Origin of the sequence: Micromonospora sp. MP36 (genome assembly GCF_008119785.1) — a bacterium.
In the GTDB taxonomy this organism is placed as follows: domain Bacteria; phylum Actinomycetota; class Actinomycetes; order Mycobacteriales; family Micromonosporaceae; genus Micromonospora.
The window spans coordinates 1-21,007 of sequence record NZ_VSFA01000005.1; the positions used below are offsets into that span (position 1 = coordinate 1).

17 protein-coding genes are annotated in these 21,007 nt (G+C 73.8%); 9 read left to right on the top strand and 8 right to left on the bottom strand.

What is annotated here, in order from left to right; genetic code table 11:
• Positions 1 to 49: 49 nt before the first annotated feature.
• Together FXF52_RS07620 and FXF52_RS07625 are read right to left on the bottom strand one after the other, a co-directional pair.
• The gene (locus FXF52_RS07620; protein WP_148794831.1) at positions 50 to 919 is read right to left on the bottom strand and encodes an endo alpha-1,4 polygalactosaminidase; all 870 of its coding nucleotides are present in this window, start codon (positions 917 to 919) and stop codon (positions 50 to 52) included.
• A gap of 123 nt (positions 920 to 1,042) precedes the next feature.
• The gene (locus FXF52_RS07625; RefSeq protein WP_148794833.1) at positions 1,043 to 2,428 is read right to left on the bottom strand and encodes a CAP domain-containing protein; all 1,386 of its coding nucleotides are present in this window, start codon (positions 2,426 to 2,428) and stop codon (positions 1,043 to 1,045) included.
• Positions 2,429 to 2,801: 373 nt separating this feature from the next.
• On the opposite strand from FXF52_RS07625, the gene FXF52_RS07630 reads away from it, so the two are divergent.
• From FXF52_RS07630 to FXF52_RS07640, 3 genes are all read left to right on the top strand, one after another.
• Positions 2,802 to 2,996 (top strand): hypothetical protein, encoded by a 195-nt coding sequence (locus tag FXF52_RS07630; protein ID WP_073832502.1) that lies wholly within the window; start codon positions 2,802 to 2,804, stop codon positions 2,994 to 2,996.
• Positions 2,997 to 3,309: 313 nt separating this feature from the next.
• Positions 3,310 to 6,909, top strand: a complete 3,600-nt coding sequence (gene smc, locus FXF52_RS07635) for a chromosome segregation protein SMC (protein WP_148794835.1) — start codon at positions 3,310 to 3,312, stop codon at positions 6,907 to 6,909.
• A complete protein-coding gene (locus FXF52_RS07640) occupies positions 6,906 to 7,523 on the top strand; it encodes an HAD family hydrolase (RefSeq protein WP_148794837.1) in 618 nt (205 codons plus the stop codon). The genes smc and FXF52_RS07640 overlap by 4 nt, the downstream gene beginning before the upstream one ends.
• Positions 7,524 to 7,543: 20 nt before the next feature.
• Here FXF52_RS07640 and FXF52_RS07645 read toward each other — a convergent pair whose 3' ends face one another.
• The 6 genes from FXF52_RS07645 to FXF52_RS07670 form a co-directional block, all read right to left on the bottom strand.
• Positions 7,544 to 9,073 (bottom strand): N,N-dimethylformamidase beta subunit family domain-containing protein, encoded by a 1,530-nt coding sequence (locus FXF52_RS07645; RefSeq protein WP_148794840.1) that lies wholly within the window; start codon positions 9,071 to 9,073, stop codon positions 7,544 to 7,546.
• A 212-nt stretch (positions 9,074 to 9,285) separates the two neighbouring features.
• The gene (locus FXF52_RS07650) at positions 9,286 to 9,807 is read right to left on the bottom strand and encodes a DinB family protein (RefSeq protein WP_148794843.1); all 522 of its coding nucleotides are present in this window, start codon (positions 9,805 to 9,807) and stop codon (positions 9,286 to 9,288) included.
• Between the two features lie 100 nt (positions 9,808 to 9,907).
• Complete coding sequence (locus FXF52_RS07655; RefSeq protein ID WP_148794845.1) at positions 9,908 to 10,399, bottom strand: universal stress protein; 492 nt, start codon at positions 10,397 to 10,399, stop codon at positions 9,908 to 9,910.
• Between the two features lie 83 nt (positions 10,400 to 10,482).
• Positions 10,483 to 12,102, bottom strand: a complete 1,620-nt coding sequence (locus FXF52_RS07660) for an MDR family MFS transporter (protein WP_148794847.1) — start codon at positions 12,100 to 12,102, stop codon at positions 10,483 to 10,485.
• A 112-nt stretch (positions 12,103 to 12,214) separates the two neighbouring features.
• The gene (locus FXF52_RS07665; protein ID WP_255471799.1) at positions 12,215 to 12,652 is read right to left on the bottom strand and encodes a MarR family winged helix-turn-helix transcriptional regulator; all 438 of its coding nucleotides are present in this window, start codon (positions 12,650 to 12,652) and stop codon (positions 12,215 to 12,217) included.
• Positions 12,653 to 12,665: 13 nt separating this feature from the next.
• On the bottom strand, positions 12,666 to 14,375 hold the full coding sequence (locus FXF52_RS07670; protein ID WP_148794849.1) for an alkaline phosphatase D family protein: 1,710 nt from the start codon (positions 14,373 to 14,375) through the stop codon (positions 12,666 to 12,668).
• Between FXF52_RS07670 and FXF52_RS41535 the strand changes: the two genes are divergently transcribed.
• The 6 genes from FXF52_RS41535 to FXF52_RS07695 all read left to right on the top strand — a co-directional run bounded on the left by FXF52_RS41535 (position 14,353) and on the right by FXF52_RS07695 (position 20,936).
• Complete coding sequence (locus FXF52_RS41535; RefSeq protein ID WP_187413375.1) at positions 14,353 to 14,508, top strand: hypothetical protein; 156 nt, start codon at positions 14,353 to 14,355, stop codon at positions 14,506 to 14,508. The genes FXF52_RS07670 and FXF52_RS41535 overlap by 23 nt on opposite strands.
• 13 nt (positions 14,509 to 14,521) lie before the next feature.
• A complete protein-coding gene (gene ftsY / locus FXF52_RS07675) occupies positions 14,522 to 15,721 on the top strand; it encodes a signal recognition particle-docking protein FtsY (RefSeq protein ID WP_148794851.1) in 1,200 nt (399 codons plus the stop codon).
• A gap of 7 nt (positions 15,722 to 15,728) precedes the next feature.
• A complete protein-coding gene (locus FXF52_RS07680; protein WP_187413376.1) occupies positions 15,729 to 16,592 on the top strand; it encodes an aminoglycoside phosphotransferase family protein in 864 nt (287 codons plus the stop codon).
• A 231-nt stretch (positions 16,593 to 16,823) separates the two neighbouring features.
• Positions 16,824 to 18,185, top strand: coding sequence for an ammonium transporter (locus FXF52_RS07685; RefSeq protein WP_148794856.1), 1,362 nt, complete (start codon positions 16,824 to 16,826; stop codon positions 18,183 to 18,185).
• Positions 18,186 to 18,210: 25 nt separating this feature from the next.
• Positions 18,211 to 18,549, top strand: coding sequence for a P-II family nitrogen regulator (locus tag FXF52_RS07690; protein ID WP_187413387.1), 339 nt, complete (start codon positions 18,211 to 18,213; stop codon positions 18,547 to 18,549).
• A gap of 11 nt (positions 18,550 to 18,560) precedes the next feature.
• Positions 18,561 to 20,936 (top strand): [protein-PII] uridylyltransferase, encoded by a 2,376-nt coding sequence (locus FXF52_RS07695; RefSeq protein ID WP_148794860.1) that lies wholly within the window; start codon positions 18,561 to 18,563, stop codon positions 20,934 to 20,936.
• Positions 20,937 to 21,007 lie beyond the last annotated feature (71 nt).

Sequence of the window (21,007 nt, forward strand, 5' to 3'; positions counted from 1 at the left end):
GGCGAGCGGCGCGGGCACGGGGAGGGGCGCCCCGGCCGGGGGCGTTGGGTCATGGGAGGGGGCAGGGCTCTCGCCAGGCGTCCAGCGCCCGGTCCTTGCGCATAGAGGCGAAGCCGTAGCCGACCGTGGTGACGCAAAACGTCGCCGGGTCGCCGGTGTACTCGACGTGGAAGACCGGCTTGTGCGCGTCGGCGAAGGGCAGCAGCTTGGCGCACTCGCGCCGGCGTACGCACTCCTGGTTGACGGCGAAGTCGAAGTCGGGGGCCAGCGCGGCCACCTGCGGCACGTCACCGACCAGCCCGGGGGAGAGGTCGAGCTGGCGGGCCAGGGCGGCCAGCCGCCGGTTGAACAGCAGTTGGTCGTCGAAGTCGAGTGGGAAGCCGGGCCGGTGCAGGTAGCCGTCGGCGTCGTCGAGCGCCACCGCGCCGAAGCCCTTGCCCCGGCACAGCCGGAGCCGGTCGGCGAGCACCGGCTTCAGCGTGTCCCAGCGGCGGACGTCCAGCCAACGGTGGTCCGGGCGGCCGGTGACCGGGCCGCCGCGCAGGTCCGCCGGGAAGCGGCTGGCGTCCGGGTCGCTCGGCGCGTACGTGCCGACGCTCACCTGGCAGACCAGCCGGCGGTCCCGGGCGCGCAGCGCGGCGGTCTCGGCGGAGGTGGTGCGGACCGGGTCGAGCAGGAAGACGTCCGCGTCGGCGGTCACGTCCAGCGGGCCGGTGAGCTGCCACTGCCACTGCCAGCGTCGGGCCAGCTCGGCCGGCCAGGGGGTGGGCGCTCCGGGCGGGACGAGCGGTCGCTCGCACCCGGGCACCGGGGCGAGCAGCAGCACCGCCATGACGGCCGCCACGCCCCGGCACAGCCCGCGGGGGAGGACGCGGGCTGGCCGGGTGCGCGGCGCGGCCGGCGCCGGCCGGATCCGCATCGACAGCTCCCGGGTCGCGGGCGGCACTCCGCCGCCCCCAGCCGGTACGCCGATCCGGCCGTCAGCCGGTCCGGGCGTACCTCACCCGGTCAAACGAACGCGGACCCGGTCACGACGCGCCGGTCAGCGCGGGGTGCCGAAGTCCTGGGTCCAGTAGGGCCCGTTGCTCCGCGCGACACCGACACCGATCTCGGTGAACGAGCAGTTCAGGATGTTGGCGCGGTGGCCCGGGCTGTTCATCCAGGCGTCCATCACCGCGGCCGGGGTCTGCTGGTTCCAGGCGACGTTCTCGCCGTACGCCCGCCAGGCGTAGCCGACCCGGTCGAGCCGCTGGCCGGGGTCGCTGCCGTCGCTGCCGTCGTGCGACATGGTCTTGTGGTCGGCCTGGTCCTGGCTGTGCCGCTGGGCGGCCAGCATGAGCTTGTCGTCGACGGCCAGCGCCTTGCAGCCGGCCTTGGCCCGCTCCTTGTTGACCAGGTCGACGACCTGCTGGAGCTCGGCGCTGATGCCGCTCGGCGCGGCGGCGCTGCGGGCGGCGGTGGCCGGGGGCGCGGCGCTGCGCGTCAGCTGCCGGGACGGCGCGGTGGTCCGGCTGGGCTTCGGGGCGGCCGTGCGGGTCGGGCTCGGCCGGGCACTGGTCGGGGCGGCGGTGGGGGAGGTGGGCGCCGCGAGGGCGTCGCCGGGCGCGTCCCCGGCGCTGTCCGGCACGACCGGGGCGGCGGCCACCGGCTCCTCCGCGGAGGTCGACTCGGTTCGCTGGTCACCGCCGGGCAGCAGCACGGCGGCCACGCCGAGGCTCACCACGAGGGTCGCCGCGGCGGCGGCCCCGCCGACCAGGAGGGGGCGCGGGAACCGGCGCTTCTGCCGGTGCCGGCCCGTCCCCTCGGCAGGGCTGTCGGTCACCGGCCGCCAGGCGGGCCCATCGGTGGGGTGCGGGCCAACGGCCGACACCTCCGGCTGCCAGCTGACGGTGGGTTCCTCGGTGGCGTGCCAGCCGGCGTCGGGCTCCGCTGACGGGTTCCAGGTGGCACCGGGGTCCGCTGCGGGAGGCCAGCCGGCGGCCCGCTCGAACGGGGCGGCCGGCGCGCCCGGCTCGAACGGCGGCTGCCCGCCGGTCCGGTCGGCGGCCGGGGAGTGGCCGGTCCAGGCCGGGCCGGGCAGGTAGCGCTGGTCGGTCCAGTCCGGGCCAGGCTGGGGGAGGTCACCGGTCCGGTCCGCGGCGGAGCGGAATCCGGGCCCGTCCGCCTCGGCGGGGCGGAAGCCGGTCCCGTCGGAGGTCGGCCGGGGGTCCGCCGGGGCGGCCGGCCACGGGGCGTCCGGAGCGCCGGCCGGCCAGACGCCGGTCGGCGTGTCAGCCGAGTCCGCGCCCGGCTGCTCGGGGTCGTCCCCGAACAGGTACGCCGACCGCGGCTCCGGCCGGTCGGTGAGCCAGGCCGGGCCCTCGTCGGCCGGCTGCTCGGGGCGTCGGGGAACGCCGTCCGGTTCGGTCGGGTCGGTCCAGCGATACACGCCTGTCCCCTCCACGGGTCGGTTGCGGGCCGGGCTGACGCTACGGGTGGGCCGCGACCTGCGGCAACGCGGCTAAGAAAGAGTTAAGGGGAACCCGACACGGAGGGTGAGGCGTTCACACATTTCCGGGCGTACAGTAAAGGCGTCCGGACAGAGCGTGTCCGCGCCTCACGGCAGCCCCCCGACAAGTGGACAGGTCGACGTCGAGATGATCTACGGCCTGCGAGAACTTGACGAAGGAGGGGTTTAAGGCTCAATATATAGGTGTCGCCAGTCGCGCCCAGCCATGCCCGCATTTTGCTGGCAGGGCAGCCGCGAACATCATGGGCGCGCGTTGGCCGGCCTTTCCGGCAGCGCATATCAAGGAGTCAGCATGGCGAAGGCCCTCTACGGCCACGTAGGTGCAGCGCCCGACCGGCGCATGCTCGACGAGGTCACCCGACTGCGTGCCAGGGTTCAGGCACTGGAGTTCGAGATCACGCGTCTGCGTGCCGACAATGATCGGCTCGCGGCGGCTGCGGCGGAGGCGGACGACCTCCTCCGGCTGGCCGAGCCGGCACTGACCTGATCTCGATCCGTCGGAAAACTGAATCGCACCACCCGAAAACGCGCGCCGACACCGCAGTGCCGGCGCGCAGCTTTGTGTGTGGGTTTTTGTTTTCGCGCCGCATCTTCCGAACTGGTGAGGCGCCCCGAAATTGCCGTCGGCGACCGGAGCCGCGAATACGATCTTGCAGTTTCGGGACGCCGCCGGGAACCGGACATGACCGGCGTGGGGCGGGTCGCGTACCGGGGTCTCCCCGGCCGCGGGTTAGTCTGCGGGTTCACCAGGTCCGCGCAGCCGGCGACGGTACGGCGGCCACCGGACGAGGATCGAGAAGGTGCATCTCAAGAGCCTGACGGTGAAGGGCTTCAAGTCCTTCGCCTCCGCGACGACGCTGAAGCTGGAGCCCGGGATCACCTGCGTGGTCGGCCCGAACGGCTCCGGCAAGTCCAACGTCGTCGACGCCATCGCCTGGGTGCTCGGTGAGCAGGGCGCCAAGGCGCTGCGCGGCGGCAAGATGGAGGACGTCATCTTCGCCGGCACCGCCGGCCGGGCGCCGCTGGGCCGCGCCGAGGTCACCCTCACCATCGACAACACCGACGGCGCGCTGCCGATCGAGTACACCGAGGTCTCCATCACCCGCCGGATGTTCCGCTCCGGCGAGAGCGAGTACGAGATCAACGGCGACTCCTGCCGGCTGCTCGACATCCAGGAGCTGCTGTCGGACTCCGGCATCGGCCGGGAGATGCACATCATCGTCGGCCAGGGCCGGCTCGACGGCATGCTGCACGCCAAGCCGGAGGACCGGCGGGCGTTCATCGAGGAGGCGGCCGGCGTCCTCAAGCACCGCAAGCGCAAGGAGAAGGCGCTGCGGAAGCTCGACGCGATGCAGACCAACCTCAACCGGCTCACCGACCTCACCGCCGAGCTGCGCCGCCAGCTCAAGCCGCTGGGCCGGCAGGCCGAGGTGGCCCGCCGCGCCGCCGCCATCCAGGCCAACCTGCGCGACGCCCGGCTGCGCCTGCTCGCCGACGACCTGCACACCCTGCGGACCACGCTGGATAAGGAGATCGCCGACGAGACCGCGCTGCGCGAGCGGCGGGAGCAGATCGAGGCGGAGCACACCGAGGTGCAGGCCCGGCTCGGCGAGCTGGAGAGCGCCCTCGCCGAGGACGCCCCGCTGCTCGCCGCCGCCCAGGACACCTGGTACAAGCTCTCCGCCCTCCAGGAGCGGTTCCGCTCCATCGAGCAGCTCGCCCGGGAACGGCTGCGCCACCTGAGCACCACCGGAGACGACGAGCGCCCGGGCCGCGACCCCGACCAGCTGGAGGCGGAGTCGCAGCGGGTCCGCGAGCAGGAGGAGGAGCTCCGCGCGGCGCTCACCGAGGACCAGATCCGGCTGGCCGAGGCGGTCGAGCACCGACAGGAGCTGGAACGGCAGCTCGCCGCCGCCGAGCGGGAACTGGTCGCGGCGGCCAAGGCCATCGCCGACCGCCGCGAGGGGCTGGCCCGGCTGACCGGCCAGGTCAACTCGGCCCGGGCCCGTACCACCAGTGCCGGCGAGGAGATCGAACGGCTCGCCGCCGCGCACGCCGACGCGCTGGCCCGCGCCGAGAAGGCGCAGGCGGAACTCGACGCGGTCGCCGAGCAGTCCACCGAGGCGGACCGGGACAACGCGGACCTGGACGCCCGGCACGCCGAGGCGGTGGCCGTCCACGAGCAGGCGCAGGCCGCGGTCCGCAGCCTCGCCGACGCCGAGCGGGCCGCCGAGAAGGACGCGGCCACCTGGAAGGCCCGGGAGGAGGCGCTCGCCCTCGGCCTGCGCCGCAAGGACGGCGCCGGGGCGCTGTTGGCCCGCGCCGACCAGGTGCCCGGCCTGCTGGGCAGCCTTTCCGGGCTGCTCACCGTCGCGCCCGGCCACGAGGCGGCGCTCGCCGCCGCCCTCGGCGGGCTCGCCGACGCGGTCGCCGTCAGCGGCGTGGACGAGGCCGTCGAGGCGATGCGGCTGCTCAAGATCTCCGACGCCGGGCGGGCCGGCCTGCTGGTCGGCAGCCCCGCCGGGCCCGGCATGGACGGCCCGGCCGACGCACTGCGCCCGAAGCTGCCGGACAACGCCCAATGGGCACCCGACCTGGTGGAGTGCTTCGCCGAGATCCGGCCGGCGGTGCACCGGGCCCTGCGCGACGTGGTGCTGGTCGAAGACCTGTCCGCCGCGGCCGAGCTGGTCGCCGGCAACCCGGAGCTGCGCGCGGTCACCCCGGACGGCGACGTGGTCGGCGCGTACGCGGCGGCCGGCGGGTCGGCCAAGGCGCCCAGCTACATCGAGGTGCAGGCGGCCGTCGAGGAGGCCCGGGCCAACCGGCTCACCGCCGAGCGGACCAGCGCCGAGCTCCGCGAGCAGCTCGTCGACGCGCGCGCCGAGGTGGCCGCCGCGAAGGACGCCGTCCAGCACGCGGCCGCGGCCAAGCGGGAGGCGGAGAGCCACCGCAACGCCGCCGCCCGACGGCTGGCCGAGCTGGGCGCCGCCGCGCGGTCGGCGAAGGCCGAGACCGACCGGCTCGGCGAGTCCCGGGCCCGCGCCGAGGCGGCCCGGGAACGCGACCTGCAGGCGCTGGCCGAGCTGGAGGAGCGGCTGCGGCTGGCCGAGAGCACCCCGCTCGACGCCGAACCGTCGACGGAGGAGCGCGACCAGCTCGCCGCGATGGTGCCGCAGGCCCGGCAGAACGAGATGGAGGTCCGACTCGCCGTGCGTACCGCCGAGGAGCGGGTCTCCTCGATCGCCGGCCGGGCCGACTCGCTGGCCCGGCAGGCGAACGCCGAGCGGGCCGCGCGGGAGCGCGCGGCGGCCCGGCGAGCGGCCCGCACCCGCGGCGCGGCCATCGCCCGGGCCGTGGTGGGCGGCGCCCGGGAGGCGCTGACCCGGCTCACCGTCTCCCTCGCCCGCGCCGAGGAGCAGCGCGACGCCGTGGCCCGCGACCGCGCCGCCCGCGAGGCCGAGCTGTCCGAGGTACGCGGCGCGGCCAAGCGGCTCGGCGGCGAGCTGGACCGACTGACCAGCCAGGTGCACCGGGACGAGGTGGCCCGCGCCGAGCAGCGGCTGCGCATCGAGCAGTTGGAGGCGAAGGCCGCCGAGGACTTCGGCCTCGACGTGGCGACCCTGGTCGCCGAGTACGGCCCGGACCAGCTCGTCCCGCCCACCGACGCGGACGTGGCGGCGGCGGAGAAGGAGGGCCAGCCGGTGCCCGAGCCGGTCCGCTACGAGCGGCCGGTGCAGGAGAAGCGGGCCGCCAAGGCGGAACGGGAGCTCGCCCTGCTCGGCAAGGTCAACCCGCTGGCCCTGGAGGAGTTCGCCGCGCTGGAGGAGCGCTACAAGTTCCTCTCCGAGCAGTTGGAGGACCTGAAGGCCACCCGCCGGGACCTGCTCACCGTGGTCAAGGACGTCGACGACCGGATCCTGGAGGTCTTCGCCAGCGCGTTCGAGGACACCGCGCGGGAGTTCGAGCAGGTGTTCACCGTGCTCTTCCCCGGCGGCGAGGGGCGCCTGGTGCTCACCGACCCGGAGGACCTGCTGACCACCGGCGTCGAGGTCGAGGCCCGCCCGCCGGGCAAGAAGATCAAGCGGCTGTCGCTGCTCTCCGGAGGGGAGCGGTCGCTGACCGCGGTGGCCATGTTGGTGGCGATCTTCCGCGCCCGACCCAGCCCGTTCTACATCATGGACGAGGTGGAAGCGGCCCTCGACGACGTGAACCTGGGCCGGCTGATCACGCTGCTCGCGCAGCTGCGGGAGAAGAGCCAGCTCATCGTGATCACCCACCAGAAGCGGACCATGGAGATCGCCGACGCGCTCTACGGGGTGACCATGCGCAGCGGGGTCACCCAGGTGATCAGCCAGCGGCTCAACCGGGCCGACGACGACGGGCAGGAGACAGACGAGTGAGTCGGGAACGCGCGACGGCGCTCCTGGTGGACTTCGACGGCGTGCTGCGCTGCTGGGATCCGGCGGTGGCCGCCGGCGTCGAGCAGGAGTACGGGCTCACCGAGGGCGTCCTCGGCGAGATCGCCATGTCGTGGGGGCTGCTCCAGCCGGTGCTCACCGGCCAGGTCAGCCACGCGCAGTGGATGGCCAGCGTGGCGGACGCGCTCACCCCGTCGGTGGGTGCCGAGCGGGCCCGCGCCGCGGTCGAGGAGTGGCAGCGCTACCGGGGCGAGGTCGACCTGGAGGTGCTCGCGTTCATCCGCCAGGTGCGGGAGGCGGGCGTACGGGTGGGGCTGGGCACCAACGCCACCGACCAGCTCGACGCCGACCTGGCCGCCCTGGGCCTCACCGACGACTTCGACGCGGTGGTGAACTCCTCGGTGGTCGGGGTGAGCAAGCCGGCCAAGGAGTACTTCCAGGTGGCCTGCGCGGCGCTGGAGACGTCGCCGTCGCGGGTGCTGTTCGTCGACGACGAGGACCGGTCGGTCTCCGGCGCCCGCGCGGCCGGCCTCTCCGCGCACCGCTGGACCGGCCCCGGGGACCTGCGCTACCTGCGCGCCGCGCTGGCGTTCTGAGCCGGGCTGCCTGACCTGGGCTACCGCACCACCCGCTGGAGCAGGTTCAGGGTGGCCCGGGCCAGGCGGGGATCGGCGGCCGCCGGGTCGGCGAGCACCCGGGTCCAGCCCAGCGTGCCGGCGATGAACACCCAGGCTCCGGAGGGTGCCCGGTAGAGGTGGGTGTGCTGCCGGTGCGTCTCGCCCTGCCGGGAGTAGGGGGAGTCGGCGAGCAGGGTCCGCTCCACCGCTCGGGGCTGCGGGACCCCGGGCGTCCGCTGGTCGGCCTCGCCCCACACCACCTCGGGGATCAGGTCGCCGTCCCGGAGACCGGTGCCCGCCCAGAACCAGTGGTCGCTGGCCCGGACCACCAGCGGCGCCTGGCCGTCGATCATGCTGACGTACTGGGCGCCGATCAGTTGCTGCTCCGGGTGCCCGGCCGACCGCCACTTGACCTCGGGCGGGATCGGGCCGGACGACGGCATGGAACTCTTGGCGCACCGGACCAACCGGCCGCCGGCGCCGTAGTCGATCCGCCAGTAGCAGTTGTTGGCGGCCAGGAAGACCAGGCTGGTGCCGCCGTTGCGGGCCGCGGTGACGGACCGGCGCATCGGCGCCGACCAGTACTCGTCGTGGCCGGGGAAGACGACGGCCCGGTACCGGGCCGGGTTCACCCGTCCGCTGTGCAGGTCCTCGCTGGTGGCGTACGTGACGTCGAGGCCCTGCCCCTCGACCCACTGGACGAAGTCGACTTCCTGGTTGGCGAGGTGCGGGATCCCGTTGCCGGCGTACGGCCGGTCGTGGCTGACCGCCCGGGCGCGGTGCCCGGTGGTCCAGCGCCCGGCGTCGTCGTAGCCGTAGTAGAGGTTGGCTCCGGTGCGCCCGTCCATCGGCCAGCCGTTGTACGCCTGCCAGGTGCTGGTGGGCAGGATCACCAGCCCGCCCGCCCGCTGCGCCGGGTCGCGCACCACGAAGGGGACCCACTGGTGCTGCCCGGCGGCACTGGCGAGCAGGGCGAGGTAGAGGCCGCTCACCAGGTCCGGGGTGACGGTCAGCCGCCAGCCGGTGCGCCACGCGCAGGAGACCGCGCCGGTGTCGGGGTCGACGTCCGGCGCGGCCTGCCGGAACCCGTCGAGCCACGGGCTGACGATCACCGCCCGGGCCCCGCTGCCGGCGTAGTGGCCGACCCGGAAGACGGTGATCTGGTAGCGCTGGGGGCGGGAGACCGAGACCCGGAACTCCAGCTCCTCGCCGGGCGCCACGCTGGTGGCGTGGACGTAGCCGGCGATCTCACCGCCCTTGTCGGTGGCGAACCGGTGCCCGGTCAGGCTGAAGTCGGCGGCACCGGATCGGGCGTTCTCCGCCACGACGGGCGGGCGGCCGGAGCCGGGGGCCGGGGCGGTCGTCGGCGCGGGCCCGGTCGGGTCTCCTGGATAGTGCGGGTCGGCGGGCGGGGTGGTCCGGGCCGGCTGGCCGCACGCCTCGCCACCCAGCAGCACTGCCGCCCCGACCGCCCCGAGCATGCCCAGAGTGCTTCTCCGGGTGTGCGTCGTCCATGCCCCGTCGACCATCGTCGCGCTCCCGCCTCGGCGGCCCCCGTGTCCGTCGCGGCGTCCGGAGCGGACGGGTCAGCGGCGGGGACGGGCCCGGCCACGACCCGTCCACCCGCTAGACGGGTGGCCGCCGCGCCGGGTTGCCGGTGGCGGCGGACTGTGGACGGTCGGCCAAGATCATGAGAGCTGTTCGTCCGGTGCCGCTGGCCGGTCGGGGGAAGGAGCGCGGATCAGTCGCCGGTGACGCCGTCGATCCGCTCCCGGATCAGGTCGGCGTGCCCGTTGTGCCGGGCGTACTCCTCGATCAGGTGGACGTACACCCAGCGCAGGTTGAAGGTCCGCTTTTTCGGCCCCACCTCTGTGAAGGTCTCGTCGAGTGAGCGGCCGGCCGCAGCGGCCCGGGCCAGTTGGACCTCCCGGTGGTACGTGGCGAAGTCTGCCTCGGCGTCGGCGCCGCTGACGTCGTGGTCGGCGTCCGGCGTCTCCGGCGCGAAGTAGGGGTAGTCCACCTGCTGGCCGGCGAGGTTCTCCCGGAACCACCAGGCCTCCACCTCGGTCAGGTGCCGGACGAGGCCGAGCAGGGTGAGGCCGGACGGCTCGACGCTCGGGGTCTTCAACTGCTCGGCGATCAGGCCCGCACACTTCAGCAGCAGGGTGTCGCGGTGGTAGTCGAGCCAGCCTTCGAGCATGGTGCGCTCGTCGCCGACGTAGGGCTCGTTCTTCCGGGTGATCTCCGGTGCTCTCCAGGTCATGCCCGCCATCCTGGCGAGCGCGTCCGGCACCGGCGACCCGATTACGCGGCATTGCGAAGGGGCCCCTTCACCACGCCAGGCGTAAGGAAGGGGCCTTCCGTCAGGGCACCACCACGACGGGCCAGCGGCCGGCCCGCACCAGGCGGGTGGCGACCGAGCCGACCAGGCGGTGCCCGGCCTGCTCGGACGCCCCGACCACCACCAGGTCCGCGCGGGTCTCGTCGGCCGCCGCGCAGAGTTCGGTGTACGCGTCCCCGCGCCGGCAGAGGAAGGTGACCGGCAGGCCCAGTTCCTCGGCGCCGCGGCGGCACTCGGCGCGCAGTTCGGCGGCCAGTTCGTCGTGGGTCTGCTGGACCGCCCCGGCCACCACCCCGGTCATGATCCCGGCGTACGGGACCGGGGAGCTGACGAACACCACCACCAGGCCGGAGCGCTGCCGGCGGGCCAGCCCGGCCGCGTACGCGGCGGCCCGCAGCGAGGTGCGGGTGCCGTCCACGCCGACCAGCACCACCCGGGGGCCGTCCGTGCCGCGTTCGAACGGCAGCGGCCGGGCCTCCGGGCCGTACTTCTCACGCTCGACGGATGCGCTCATGCCGTCGCCTCCCTACGGTCGGCGAAGCCATGCGGCATCGACGCGCTGAGCTGGCTGATTCGCTCGCTCCGCTCGCTCATGGGTCACTCCTGGATGCCGGTCCGGACCACCGGGGCGCCGCCGCCGGCCGCGACGGTCGACTCCCGCTCGATCTCGGCGGAGAGGGGGTCGCCGTTGTGCCGGCGCAGCGGTACTTCCTTGATGAAGACGACCGCGATCAGCGCGATCAGCCCGAACGGGGCGGCGGCCAGGAAGATGTCCCCGGCACCGTGCCCGTAGGCGGCCTCGACGACCGCCCGGATCGGGGCGGGCAGCGTGTGCACGTCGGGCAGGGTGCCGCCGCTGCCCGAGCTGGACGCCTTGATGCCGAGTCCGGCCAGCCCCTCGGCGAGGTAGTCCTTGACCTTGTGGCCGAGCACCGCGCCGAGCGCGCTCACGCCGATCGCGCCGCCGAGGCTGCGGAAGAAGGCGACCACCGAGCTGGCCGCGCCGAGTTCGTGCGTGCCGACCGTGTTCTGCACGGCGAGCACCAGGTTCTGCATGGTCATGCCCAGCCCCAGGCCGATCAGCGCCATGAAGATGGCGATCCGCCAGTACGGGGTGTCGGCCCGCAGCGTGCCCATCAGGGCGAAGCCGACGGTGAGCAGGGCGGAGCCGGCGACCAGGTAGCGCTTCCAGAGGCCGGTGTTGGTGATGATCCGGCCGACCACCGTGGAGGCGACCAGCAGACCGCCGATCATCGGCAGGGTCATCAGGCCGGACATGGTCGGGCTCTCGCCGCGGCTGATCTGGAAGTACTGGCCGAGGAAGACCGAGGCGCCGAACATGCCCACGCCGACCGCGATGCTGGCGACCACGGCGAGGCTGATGGTGCGGCTGCGGAACAGTCGCGGCGGGATCATCGGCTCGCTGGCGCGCTGCTCCACCCGGATGGCGAGCGCGCCGAGCAGCACCGCGCCGGCCACCATGACGGCGCTCTGCCAGGAGATCCAGGCGTACCGGTCGCCGGCGAGGGTGACCCAGATGAGCAGCAGCGAGACCGCTGCCGTGATGAGGGTGGCGCCCCACCAGTCGATCTTCGCCGGGCGCTTCACCACGGGCAGGTGCAGGGTCTTCTGGAGCACGATCAGGGCGAGCGCGGCGAACGGCACGCCGACGTAGAAGCACCAGCGCCAGCCGAGCCAGTCGGTGTCGACGATCACGCCACCGATGAGCGGGCCGCCGATGGTGCCGACGGCCATCACGGCGCCGAGGTAGCCGCTGTAGCGGCCGCGCTCGCGCGGGGCGATCATCGTCGCCATGATCACCTGGGCGAGGGCGGTCAGGCCGCCCGCGCCGACGCCCTGGAGCACCCGGCAGGCAATGAGCTGACCGGTGGACTGGGAGAGCCCGGCCAGCACCGAGCCCAGCACGAAGATGCCGAGGGCGAGCTGGACCAGGAGCTTCTTGCTGGTCAGGTCGGCGAGCTTGCCCCAGATCGGGGTGGTCGCGGTGGTCGCCAGCAGTGTGGAGGTGACCACCCAGGTGTACGCGGACTGGCCGCCGTGCAGCTCGGTGATGATCCGCGGCAGCGCGTTCGAGACGACCGTGGAGGAGAGGATCGCGACGAACATGCCCAGCAGCAGGCCGGAGAGTGCCTCCAGGATCTGCCGGTGGGTCATGTCGCCGGCGGTCGCCCGGGTGGGCGCTGTCGCCTGGGTCATCGTGATTGCCTCCGGAGCAGGTCGGGGGATGGGTTGCCTCAGGCAACCGTAGGACCTTGGTTGCCTCAAGCAACAACCGGGTGAGCGCCGAAGCTATTCCGGGACGCCCAGATCAGAAGGTCTCGTTGAACTTGTGCATCAGTCGGGCGAAGTCCTCGACGTCCTGTTTCGGCCAGCTTTCCATCGTACGCCGGATCTGCCCGAGTCGGGCCGCCCGCGCCGCGTCGAACCGGCGGGTGCCCTCCTCGGTGAGGCTGAGCTGGGCGGCCCGCCGGTCGGTCGGGTCCGGGTCGCGCCGGACCAGGCCCAGCCCCTCCAGGCCGTGGATCTGCCGGCTGAGCGTGCCCTTGCCGATGCCGAGCCGCGCGGCCAGATCGGTGAGCCGGATCGAGCCGCACCGGCGCAGCCAGAGCAGCAGCCCGTACGCGTTCGGCTCCAGGTTGGGGTGGACCTCCCGGGCGATCTCCCAGGACAGCGCCCGGCCGCGGCGCAGCAGCGCGGTCAGCTCGTGCTCCACCGCGCGCAGGGTCTCCGGCAGGTGATCGTCCACGGAGGAAGCGTACTCACGCCGGCTCGCTGAGCGGCTGCCGCGCCACGGTACGCAGGTGGCCGTCGCTGGTGGTGCCCTCGATCACCACCTCGGCCGACCGGCCCCGGTGGGTCAGCGTCGCCACCGCGTTGCCGAAGTACGGCCCGGCCAGCTTCCGCCACCGCACGGCCGAGCGGGGCACCCCGGCCGAGCGGGCCAGCGCGCGGGCGGCCCCGGCCGGCCCGGGATTCCAGCCGAGCCGCATCAGCGGGCGCATCCCCGCCGGCACCTGGTTGTGGATCGGGGAGCAGGTGAGCTGGTGCACCGGGGTGCGGACGCTCCGGTCGGCGAACCTGGCCCGGGCCACGTACGAGTGGTGCACGTCCCCGGAGAGCACGCTGATCGAGGCCGGCGCCGGGTACGCCGGACCGGCGCCCACCCGCGCCCCGGGCCCGGCGGGCGTCCCGCTGCCCAGCCGGGCGAACAGTTCGGCCAGGGCGTCGAAGGAACGCCGGAACGCGCCCCAGTGCTCCAGGTCACAGGCCCGCCGGATCCGCTCGGAGAGCCGCGCCACCCAGGGTCGGTGGGAGTCGGCGAGCTGCTCGTTCCACGTCTCGACGTGGTGGATGCCCGGCGGCAGCAGCCAGGGCAGCGACGCGCCGACGACGAGGTGGTCGTAGACGCCGTGCGCCCGGTCGAGGAACCAGGACCACTCGCCCGGCGGCAGCATCGCCCGGTGGCCCGACTCCAGCACCCGGCTGGAGCGGTTGTCCAGCATGACCAGCCGGGTCCGCCCCAGGTCCAGCGCGTAGCTCCACTGATACTGCACGGCCCGCCAGCGCTCGGTGTCGTGCGCGAGATCGGCCTCCTTGTCGATCCGCTCGCCGAACTCGTGCAGCACCCCGGTGGCGTCCTCCGCGGCGGTGACCTTGGCGTACACCGGGTCGGCGGCGATCTCGTCCGGGGAGAGATTGCCCAGGTGCTGGTAGACCCAGTAAGAGGCGAGCCCGCTGCGGATCCGCTCCGCCCACCACGGCTGCACGCGCACGTCCGCCCGCCACGAGGCCGAGGTGTTCCAGTCGTCGATCACCTCGTGGTCGTCGAAGATCATCACGCTGGGCACGGTGGAGAGCAGCCAACGGATCTCCGGGTCGCGCCAGGACTCCAGGTAGAGCTTCGTGTATTCGTCGAAGCTCACCACCTGGGTGGCCGGGGCGCCCGTCGGCCGGCGCCGGCGCCGCTTGAGCAGCCGGCGCACCGTCGGCGAGGTGATGTCCGCGTAGACCTGGTCGCCGAGGAGCACCAGCAGGTCGGGCCGGGCGGCGTCCGGGTCGGCCATCAGCCGCCGGGCGTACGCGTCCAGCGCGTCCGGGGGCAGCTTCCGGGCGGTCGCGTGCTGGGTGGTCTCCCGGCACGAGCCGAAGATCAGGGTCACCGGCTGGTCCCGGTCGTCCGCCGCCCGGGTACGGATCACGCTGGGCGGGAAGCCGCTCTCCGGAACCGGCCAGGCGACCTCGTCGTCGACCAGCACCTCATAGGTCGTGGCGCTGTCCGGGGTCAACCCCGCCACCACCACGATCGCGTAGTGGTGGTCGTACGCCGAAAAGGTCGGGGCGCTGCCTGTGGCGCCGTCGGCCGTGCGGACGGTGACCACCGCGGGCGCGCTGGTCTCCACCCAGACGGTCGCCCGCGTGCCGACGACCCGCCGCAGCAACGGACCGATGAGCAGGCGGGAGCTGGGCACGGGCACCTCCGAGGGGAAACGATTCACCTTCTCCTACCCGGCCGGCGGGTTCGGCACGCCTGGCTGCGGCGAGCGTACCCGCAGCTCCACCGCGTGCGGAGGCGGTGAGCGGGACGCCGCCGCCGGCATCTGACAGGATTTCGGGCATGAAGGAATACCTCCTCGTCATCATCGCCCTGCTCGGCGTGCTGATCATCGGCGGCCTCAGCCTCGTGGTGCCCCGGCTGCGCCGGCGCCCCGAGCCGCCGCTGCCGAGGACGGAGGTCGAAACCCGGGCCGAGGAGGACCTGGCTGGCCCGCCGGTCCAGGCACCCGAGGCGGAGATGTCCACCGGGGTCCTGGTCGAGCCGCCGCCGGTGGTGGAGGTGCCGCCGGTGGTCGAGGTGCCGCTCGAGGTGCCCGAGCCCACCGCCGGCCGGCTGGTCCGGCTGCGCTCCCGGCTGTCCCGCTCGCAGAACGTCTTCGGCCGGGGCCTGCTCGGCCTGCTCAGCCGGGAACGGCTGGACGAGGACGCCTGGGAGGAGATCGAGGACAGTCTGATCACCGCCGACGTCGGCATCGAGGCCACCCGGGAGATCGTCGACCGCCTCCGGGAGCGGACCCGGGTGCTCGGCACGCGGTCCACCGGGGAGTTGCGCGACCTGCTCGCCACCGAGCTGGTCACCGCCCTCGACCCGACGCTGGACCGGTCGCTGAACGCCGACCCCAAGGTGGGGATGCCTGGGGTGGTGCTGGTGGTCGGGGTCAACGGCGCCGGCAAGACCACCACCTGCGGCAAGATCGCCCGGGTGCTGATCGCCGATGGGCACACCGTGCTGCTCGGCGCGGCCGACACCTTCCGGGCCGCCGCCGCCGACCAACTGGAGACCTGGGGCAGCCGGGTCGGCGCGGAGACCGTCCGCGGGCCCGAGGCCGCCGACCCGGCCAGCGTCGCGTTCGACGCGGTCAAGCGGGGCATTGACACGCAGGTCGACACCGTGCTGATCGACACCGCCGGCCGCCTGCAGAACAAGGTCGGCCTGATGGACGAGCTGGGCAAGGTCAAGCGGGTGGTGGAGAAGCACGGCCCGATCGACGAGACCCTGCTGGTGCTCGACGCCACCACCGGCCAGAACGGCCTGGAGCAGGCCCGGGTCTTCACCGAGGTGGTGAACGTCACCGGCGTGGTGCTGACCAAGCTCGACGGGACCGCCAAGGGCGGCATCGTGATCGCCGTGCAGCGCAAGCTCGGCATCCCGGTCAAGCTGGTCGGCCTCGGCGAGGGCCCGGACGACTTGGCCCCGTTCGAGCCGGCGCAGTTCGTCGACGCGCTGCTCGGCACCGAGCCGCTCGCCCGGGACGCGTAGCCTCGACGTGACGACTGACGATCGCGCCTACGCGGGGTGGCGCGACCCCAGCCACCCGTCGCCGCGCCTCGGGAGACCGTACGTGACTTCGCAGGAGATCCCGCTGCACGGCGGGAACGTGAGCACCGTGGTCCGGGTGGGCGACACGGTCCGGCGCAACGCCGGCCCGTGGACCCCCTCGGTGCACGCCCTGCTGCGGCACCTGGAATACGTCGGCTTCACCGGCGCCCCTCGCGCCCTCGGCATGGACGAGCGGAACCGGGAGGTCCTGTCGTACCTGGAGGGGGAGTGCGGGGAGTATCCGCTCGCCCCGCACTGGGTCACCGACGAGGCCCTGGTGACCGTGGCGACCATGCTGCGGATATTCCACGACGCCCAGTACGGCTTCAACCCGCCGCCGGGGGCGGTCTGGCGCTCGTTCGGCCCGCCCCCGCCGGACACCGAGGTGATCTGCCACCACGACGCCGCCCCGCACAACGTGATCTGGCGGCCGGACGGCACGCTCGGGCTGATCGACTTCGACCTGGCCTCGCCCGGTGCCCGGATCTACGACGTGGCCTACGCGGCCTGGACCTGGGTGCCGATCTTCTCCGACCGGGACTCCATCACCCTCGGCTGGAAGCACCCCGACCGGCCCCGCCGGCTGCGGCTGTTCGCCGACGCGTACGGGCTGATCCCGCGCGATCGGCACCGGCTGATCCGCACCATCCGCAAGCGGATCGTCGACCACGTCGAGGGCATCCGGCGGATGGCCGCCGCCGGCGACCCGGCGTTCGTCCGGATCGTGCACAAGGGCCACCTCCGCCGCCCGATGCGCGACCTGCGGCTGCTCGACTACGAGCGGCACGCCCTGGAGTACGCCCTGCGCTGACCTCGCTCTCCTCGCAAAGAGTGGCCGGTTCCTCCCCGGGACGGCCACTCTTTCCGTTTCCCCCGCCATGATCGACGTTCTTCACACGCCGGAAACAACCCGTCACGCGTGCGAAATCGAGCGGTGTCGGTGCAGGAAACAGCCGCCGAGCAAGCTTCCGCGCAACCGGCTGACGGGCGACGCTGCCAGGACTCAGTCGGAGGGAGGACATCCACACCGAGAGGAGGCAGCGTGGAGATCGACACCGGCAACACCGCCTGGTTGCTCCTGTCGTCTGCGCTCGTGCTGCTCATGACGCCGGGTCTCGCCCTGTTCTACGGCGGGCTGAACCGGTCCAAGGGCGTACTCAACATGATGATGATGAGCTTCTCGTCCATCGGGCTCATCAGCATCCTGTGGCTTTTCTACGGCTTCACCGTCGCCTTCGGCGAGGGCGGCAAGTTCATCGGCGACCTGGGGCAGTACCTGGGCACCAAGACGTTCGTCGGCGAGAGCGACCTGTGGGGCGAGACCGGCATCCCGCTCTACGTCTTCATCGCCTTCCAGATGATGTTCGCCATCATCACCGTCGCCCTGATCAGCGGGGCGCTCTCCGACCGGACCAAGTTCGCCGGCTGGCTGGTGTTCGCCTTCGGCTGGGCCACCCTGGTCTACTTCCCGGTCGCGCACATGGTATGGGGCGGTGGCCTGATCGGCGGCGACATCGGCGCCCTGGACTTCGCCGGCGGTACGGCGGTGCACATCAACGCCGGTGCCGCGGCGCTCGCGCTGGTGCTGGTCCTCGGCAAGCGGGTCGGCTGGCCCCGGGAGAGCGCCAAGCCGCACAACGTCCCGCTGGTCGCGCTCGGCGCCGGGCTGCTCTGGTTCGGCTGGTTCGGCTTCAACGCCGGCTCCGAGCTGACCGCCGACGGGGTCACCGCGCTGGCCTTCATCAACACCCAGGTGGCCACCGCCGCCGCGCTGCTCGGCTGGCTCGTCGTGGAGTGGGTACGCGACGGCAAGCCGACCCTGGTCGGCGCCTCCTCCGGCGCGGTGGCCGGGCTGGTCGCAATCACCCCGGCGTGCGCGTTCATCACCCCGGCCGCGTCGGTGCTGCTGGGTCTCGTCGCCGGCGCGGTCTGCGCCCTCGCGGTGGGCCTGAAGTACCGGCTCGGCTACGACGACTCCCTCGACGTGGTCGGCGTGCACTTCGTCGGCGGGTGGATCGGCTGCCTGTGGATCGGCCTGTTCGGCACGGCCTCGGTGAGCTCCCTGGTGGCCAGCGACGGCCTGCTGGTCGGGGGCGACGCCACCCTGCTCGGCAAGCAGGCGCTGGGCGCGTTGATCGTCACGGTCTACTCCTTCGTGGTCGCCTACGCCCTCGGCTTCGTGATCGACAAGACGATCGGGTTCCGGGTCTCCGCCGAGGCGGAGGTCGAGGGCATCGACGTCGCCGAGCACGCGGAGAGCGCGTACGACCTGTCGCCCACCACCGGTGGCAGCGCCGGCGGCGCGTTCGCGATGGCCGGGATCGGCACCGCCAAGCCGGCCCCGGAGCCCGCCGAGGAGGCGGCCGAGCCCGCCGCGCCGGTCAGCGAGAAGGTCGCCGGTTAACGTTCCTGTGATGGAGGGGATGGACATGAAGCTGGTGACCGCGGTCATCAAGCCGTACCAGCTGGACGCGGTGAAGGAGGCCCTGCACGCCCTCGGCGTGGCCGGCCTGACCGTCAGCGAGGTCCAGGGCTACGGCCGGCAGAAGGGGCACACCGAGGTCTACCGGGGTGCCGAGTACACGGTCGAGTTCCTGCCCAAGATCCGGGTCGAGGTGCTCACCGACGAGATGGAGGTCGACAAGATCGTCGACGCCATCGTGGGTGCCGCCCGCACCGGCAAGATCGGCGACGGCAAGGTCTGGGTGACCGCCGTCGAGGAGGTCGTCCGGGTCCGCACCGGCGAGCGCGGCCTGGACGCCCTCTGAGGACGCCCCCGATGACCTCGTTGATCAAGGAGAACGCGTCCGGACACCCCGGGAACGGCGACGCGAACCCCTTGGTCAACGAGGTCGTCGGCGTACCCGGGGGAATCGGGGCGGAGGCGCGGGCGGCGCGGGCCGAGGCGATCGACGTCTGGTTGCGGTCGGTGTTCCCGCAGCGGGCGGGGCTCGCGCTGGTCGCGGTCGGCGGACTGGGGCGGCGGCAGTGCGCACCGTACGGCGACGTCGACCTCGTGCTGCTGCACGCCGGGGTGCCCGGCATCGACGAACTGGCCGCCTCGCTCTGGTATCCGATCTGGGACGCCGGGCTGCGGCTCGACCACTCCGTCCGCACCGTCGCCGAGGCGCTCTCCGTCGCCCAGGACGACGTCAAGGTCGCCCTCGGCCTGCTCGACGCCCGCCACGTGGCCGGCGACCCGGGCCTCGCCGACCAGCTCGTGTCCACCGCCACCGACCACTGGCGGCGTACCGCCGTCCGGCAGCTCCCGCGCCTGCGGGAGATCACCGCCGCCCGCTGGGAGACCCACGGCGAGCTGGCCTTCCTGCTGGAGGGCGACCTCAAGGAGGCCGCCGGCGGGCTGCGGGACGTGGGCATCCTGCGGGCCATCGCCACCGCCGGGGTGACCGACGCGCTGCGCCCCGCTGTGCACGCCGCCCACCGGCGGCTCCTCGACACCCGGGACGCGCTGCACCAGCAGGTCGGCCGCCGGGTCGACCGGCTCGTCGCCCAGGAACGCGACGGCGTCGCCGCGCTGCTCGGGCTGCGGCAACTCTCGCTCGACGGGTCCGGCGCGCCTGGCGGGGGTGCGGTGGCCGACGGCGACGCGTTGCTGCGCCGGGTCGCGGGGGACGCCCGTACCGTCAGCCACGCCCTCGACGACGCCTGGCGGGCCGCCGACCGGCTCCGCTCCGGCCGCCGCCGCGGTGCCGACGGCCGCCCGGTGCGCCGCCCCGTCGCCCGCGACGTCGTCGATCACGACGGCGAGTTGGTCCTCGCCCGCACCGCCATCGGCGCCCGACCCGACCCCAGCCTGTCCCTGCGGGTCGCCGCGGCGGCGGCCATCACCCGGCTGCCGATCGCCCGGGCCACCTGCGAGTGGCTGGCCGCGTACTGCCCGCCGCTGCCCGCGCCCTGGCCGCCGGCCGCCCTGGCCGCGCTGATCACCCTCCTCGGGGCCGGTCCTGGCCTGGTGCCCGCTTGGGAGACCTGCGACCGGTACGGGCTGGTCGACCGCTGGCTGCCCGAGTGGACCCGGCTGCGCAGCCTGCCCCAGCACAACCCGGTGCACCGGTTCACCCTCGACCGGCACCTGGTGCAGACCGCGTACGAGGCGAGCCGGCACACCCGCGAGGTGGACCGCCCCGACCTGCTGCTGCTCGGTGCGCTCCTGCACGACATCGGCAAGGGGTTGGGAGGCGAAGGTGCCGCCGGGCGGGCCGGCAGGCACGAGCCCGCCGGCACCTTCGTAGACCACAGCAGCGTCGGGGCGCCGATCGCCGAGGCGGTGGCCACCCGGATCGGGCTGCCCGAGGCCGAGGCCGGACTGATCGGCAACCTGGTCCGGCTGCACCTGCTGCTGCCCGACGTGGCGACGCGGCGCGACCTGTCCGACCCGAAGACCGTCGCCGGGGTCGCCGCGCAGGTCGGCGACACCACCACCCTGGAACTGCTGCACGCCCTGGTCCGGGCCGACGCCGCCGCCACCGGGCCGGCCGCCTGGTCGGACTGGAAGGGGCGGCTCGTCGCCGAGCTGGTCGCCCGGGTGCGTACCGCGCTGGACAGCGGCGTGCTGCCGGCCCCGCCCGCCCCGGACCCGGCGCTGGTCGCGGGGCCGCTGCCGGTCGTACACGTGGGGGAGGACCGGGTGTCGGTGGCCGCGGCGGACCGGCGCGGCCTGCTCGCCACGGTGGCCGGCTGCCTGGCCCTGCACCGGCTGGAGGTGATCTCCGCGGACGCCTCGACGGTCGACGGGCGAGCCCTGGTCGAGTGCCGGGTGCAGCCCCGCTACGGCCTGGCGCCCGATCCGGTCGCGCTCACCGCCGACCTGCGCCGCGCGGTCGCCGGCGACGTCTCGGTCACCCAGCGGCTGCGCGGCCGGGCCCTCGCCGCCCGCGGGCAGGGCGCCGCGCCGCGGGTGGTCTGGCACCGCACGGCGGCCACCGACGCGGTGCTGCTGGAGCTGCGCGCCGCCGACGCGGCGGGCCTGCTCTACCGGGTCACGTGCGCCCTCGACGAGGCCGGCGCCCAGGTACGGGCGGCCCGGATCTCCACCCTCGGCGCCGACGTGGTGGACGTGTTCTACCTGGTCGGCGGCGCGCCCTCGGAGTCGGACCGGGCCCGCGTCGAGGCCACCGTCCTCGCCGCCGTGTAAGGCAGGCCCCGGTTGACGCGTCACGTCGTCACGGGGCCCCTTCCCGACACCCCGATACGTCCTGGAGCGTA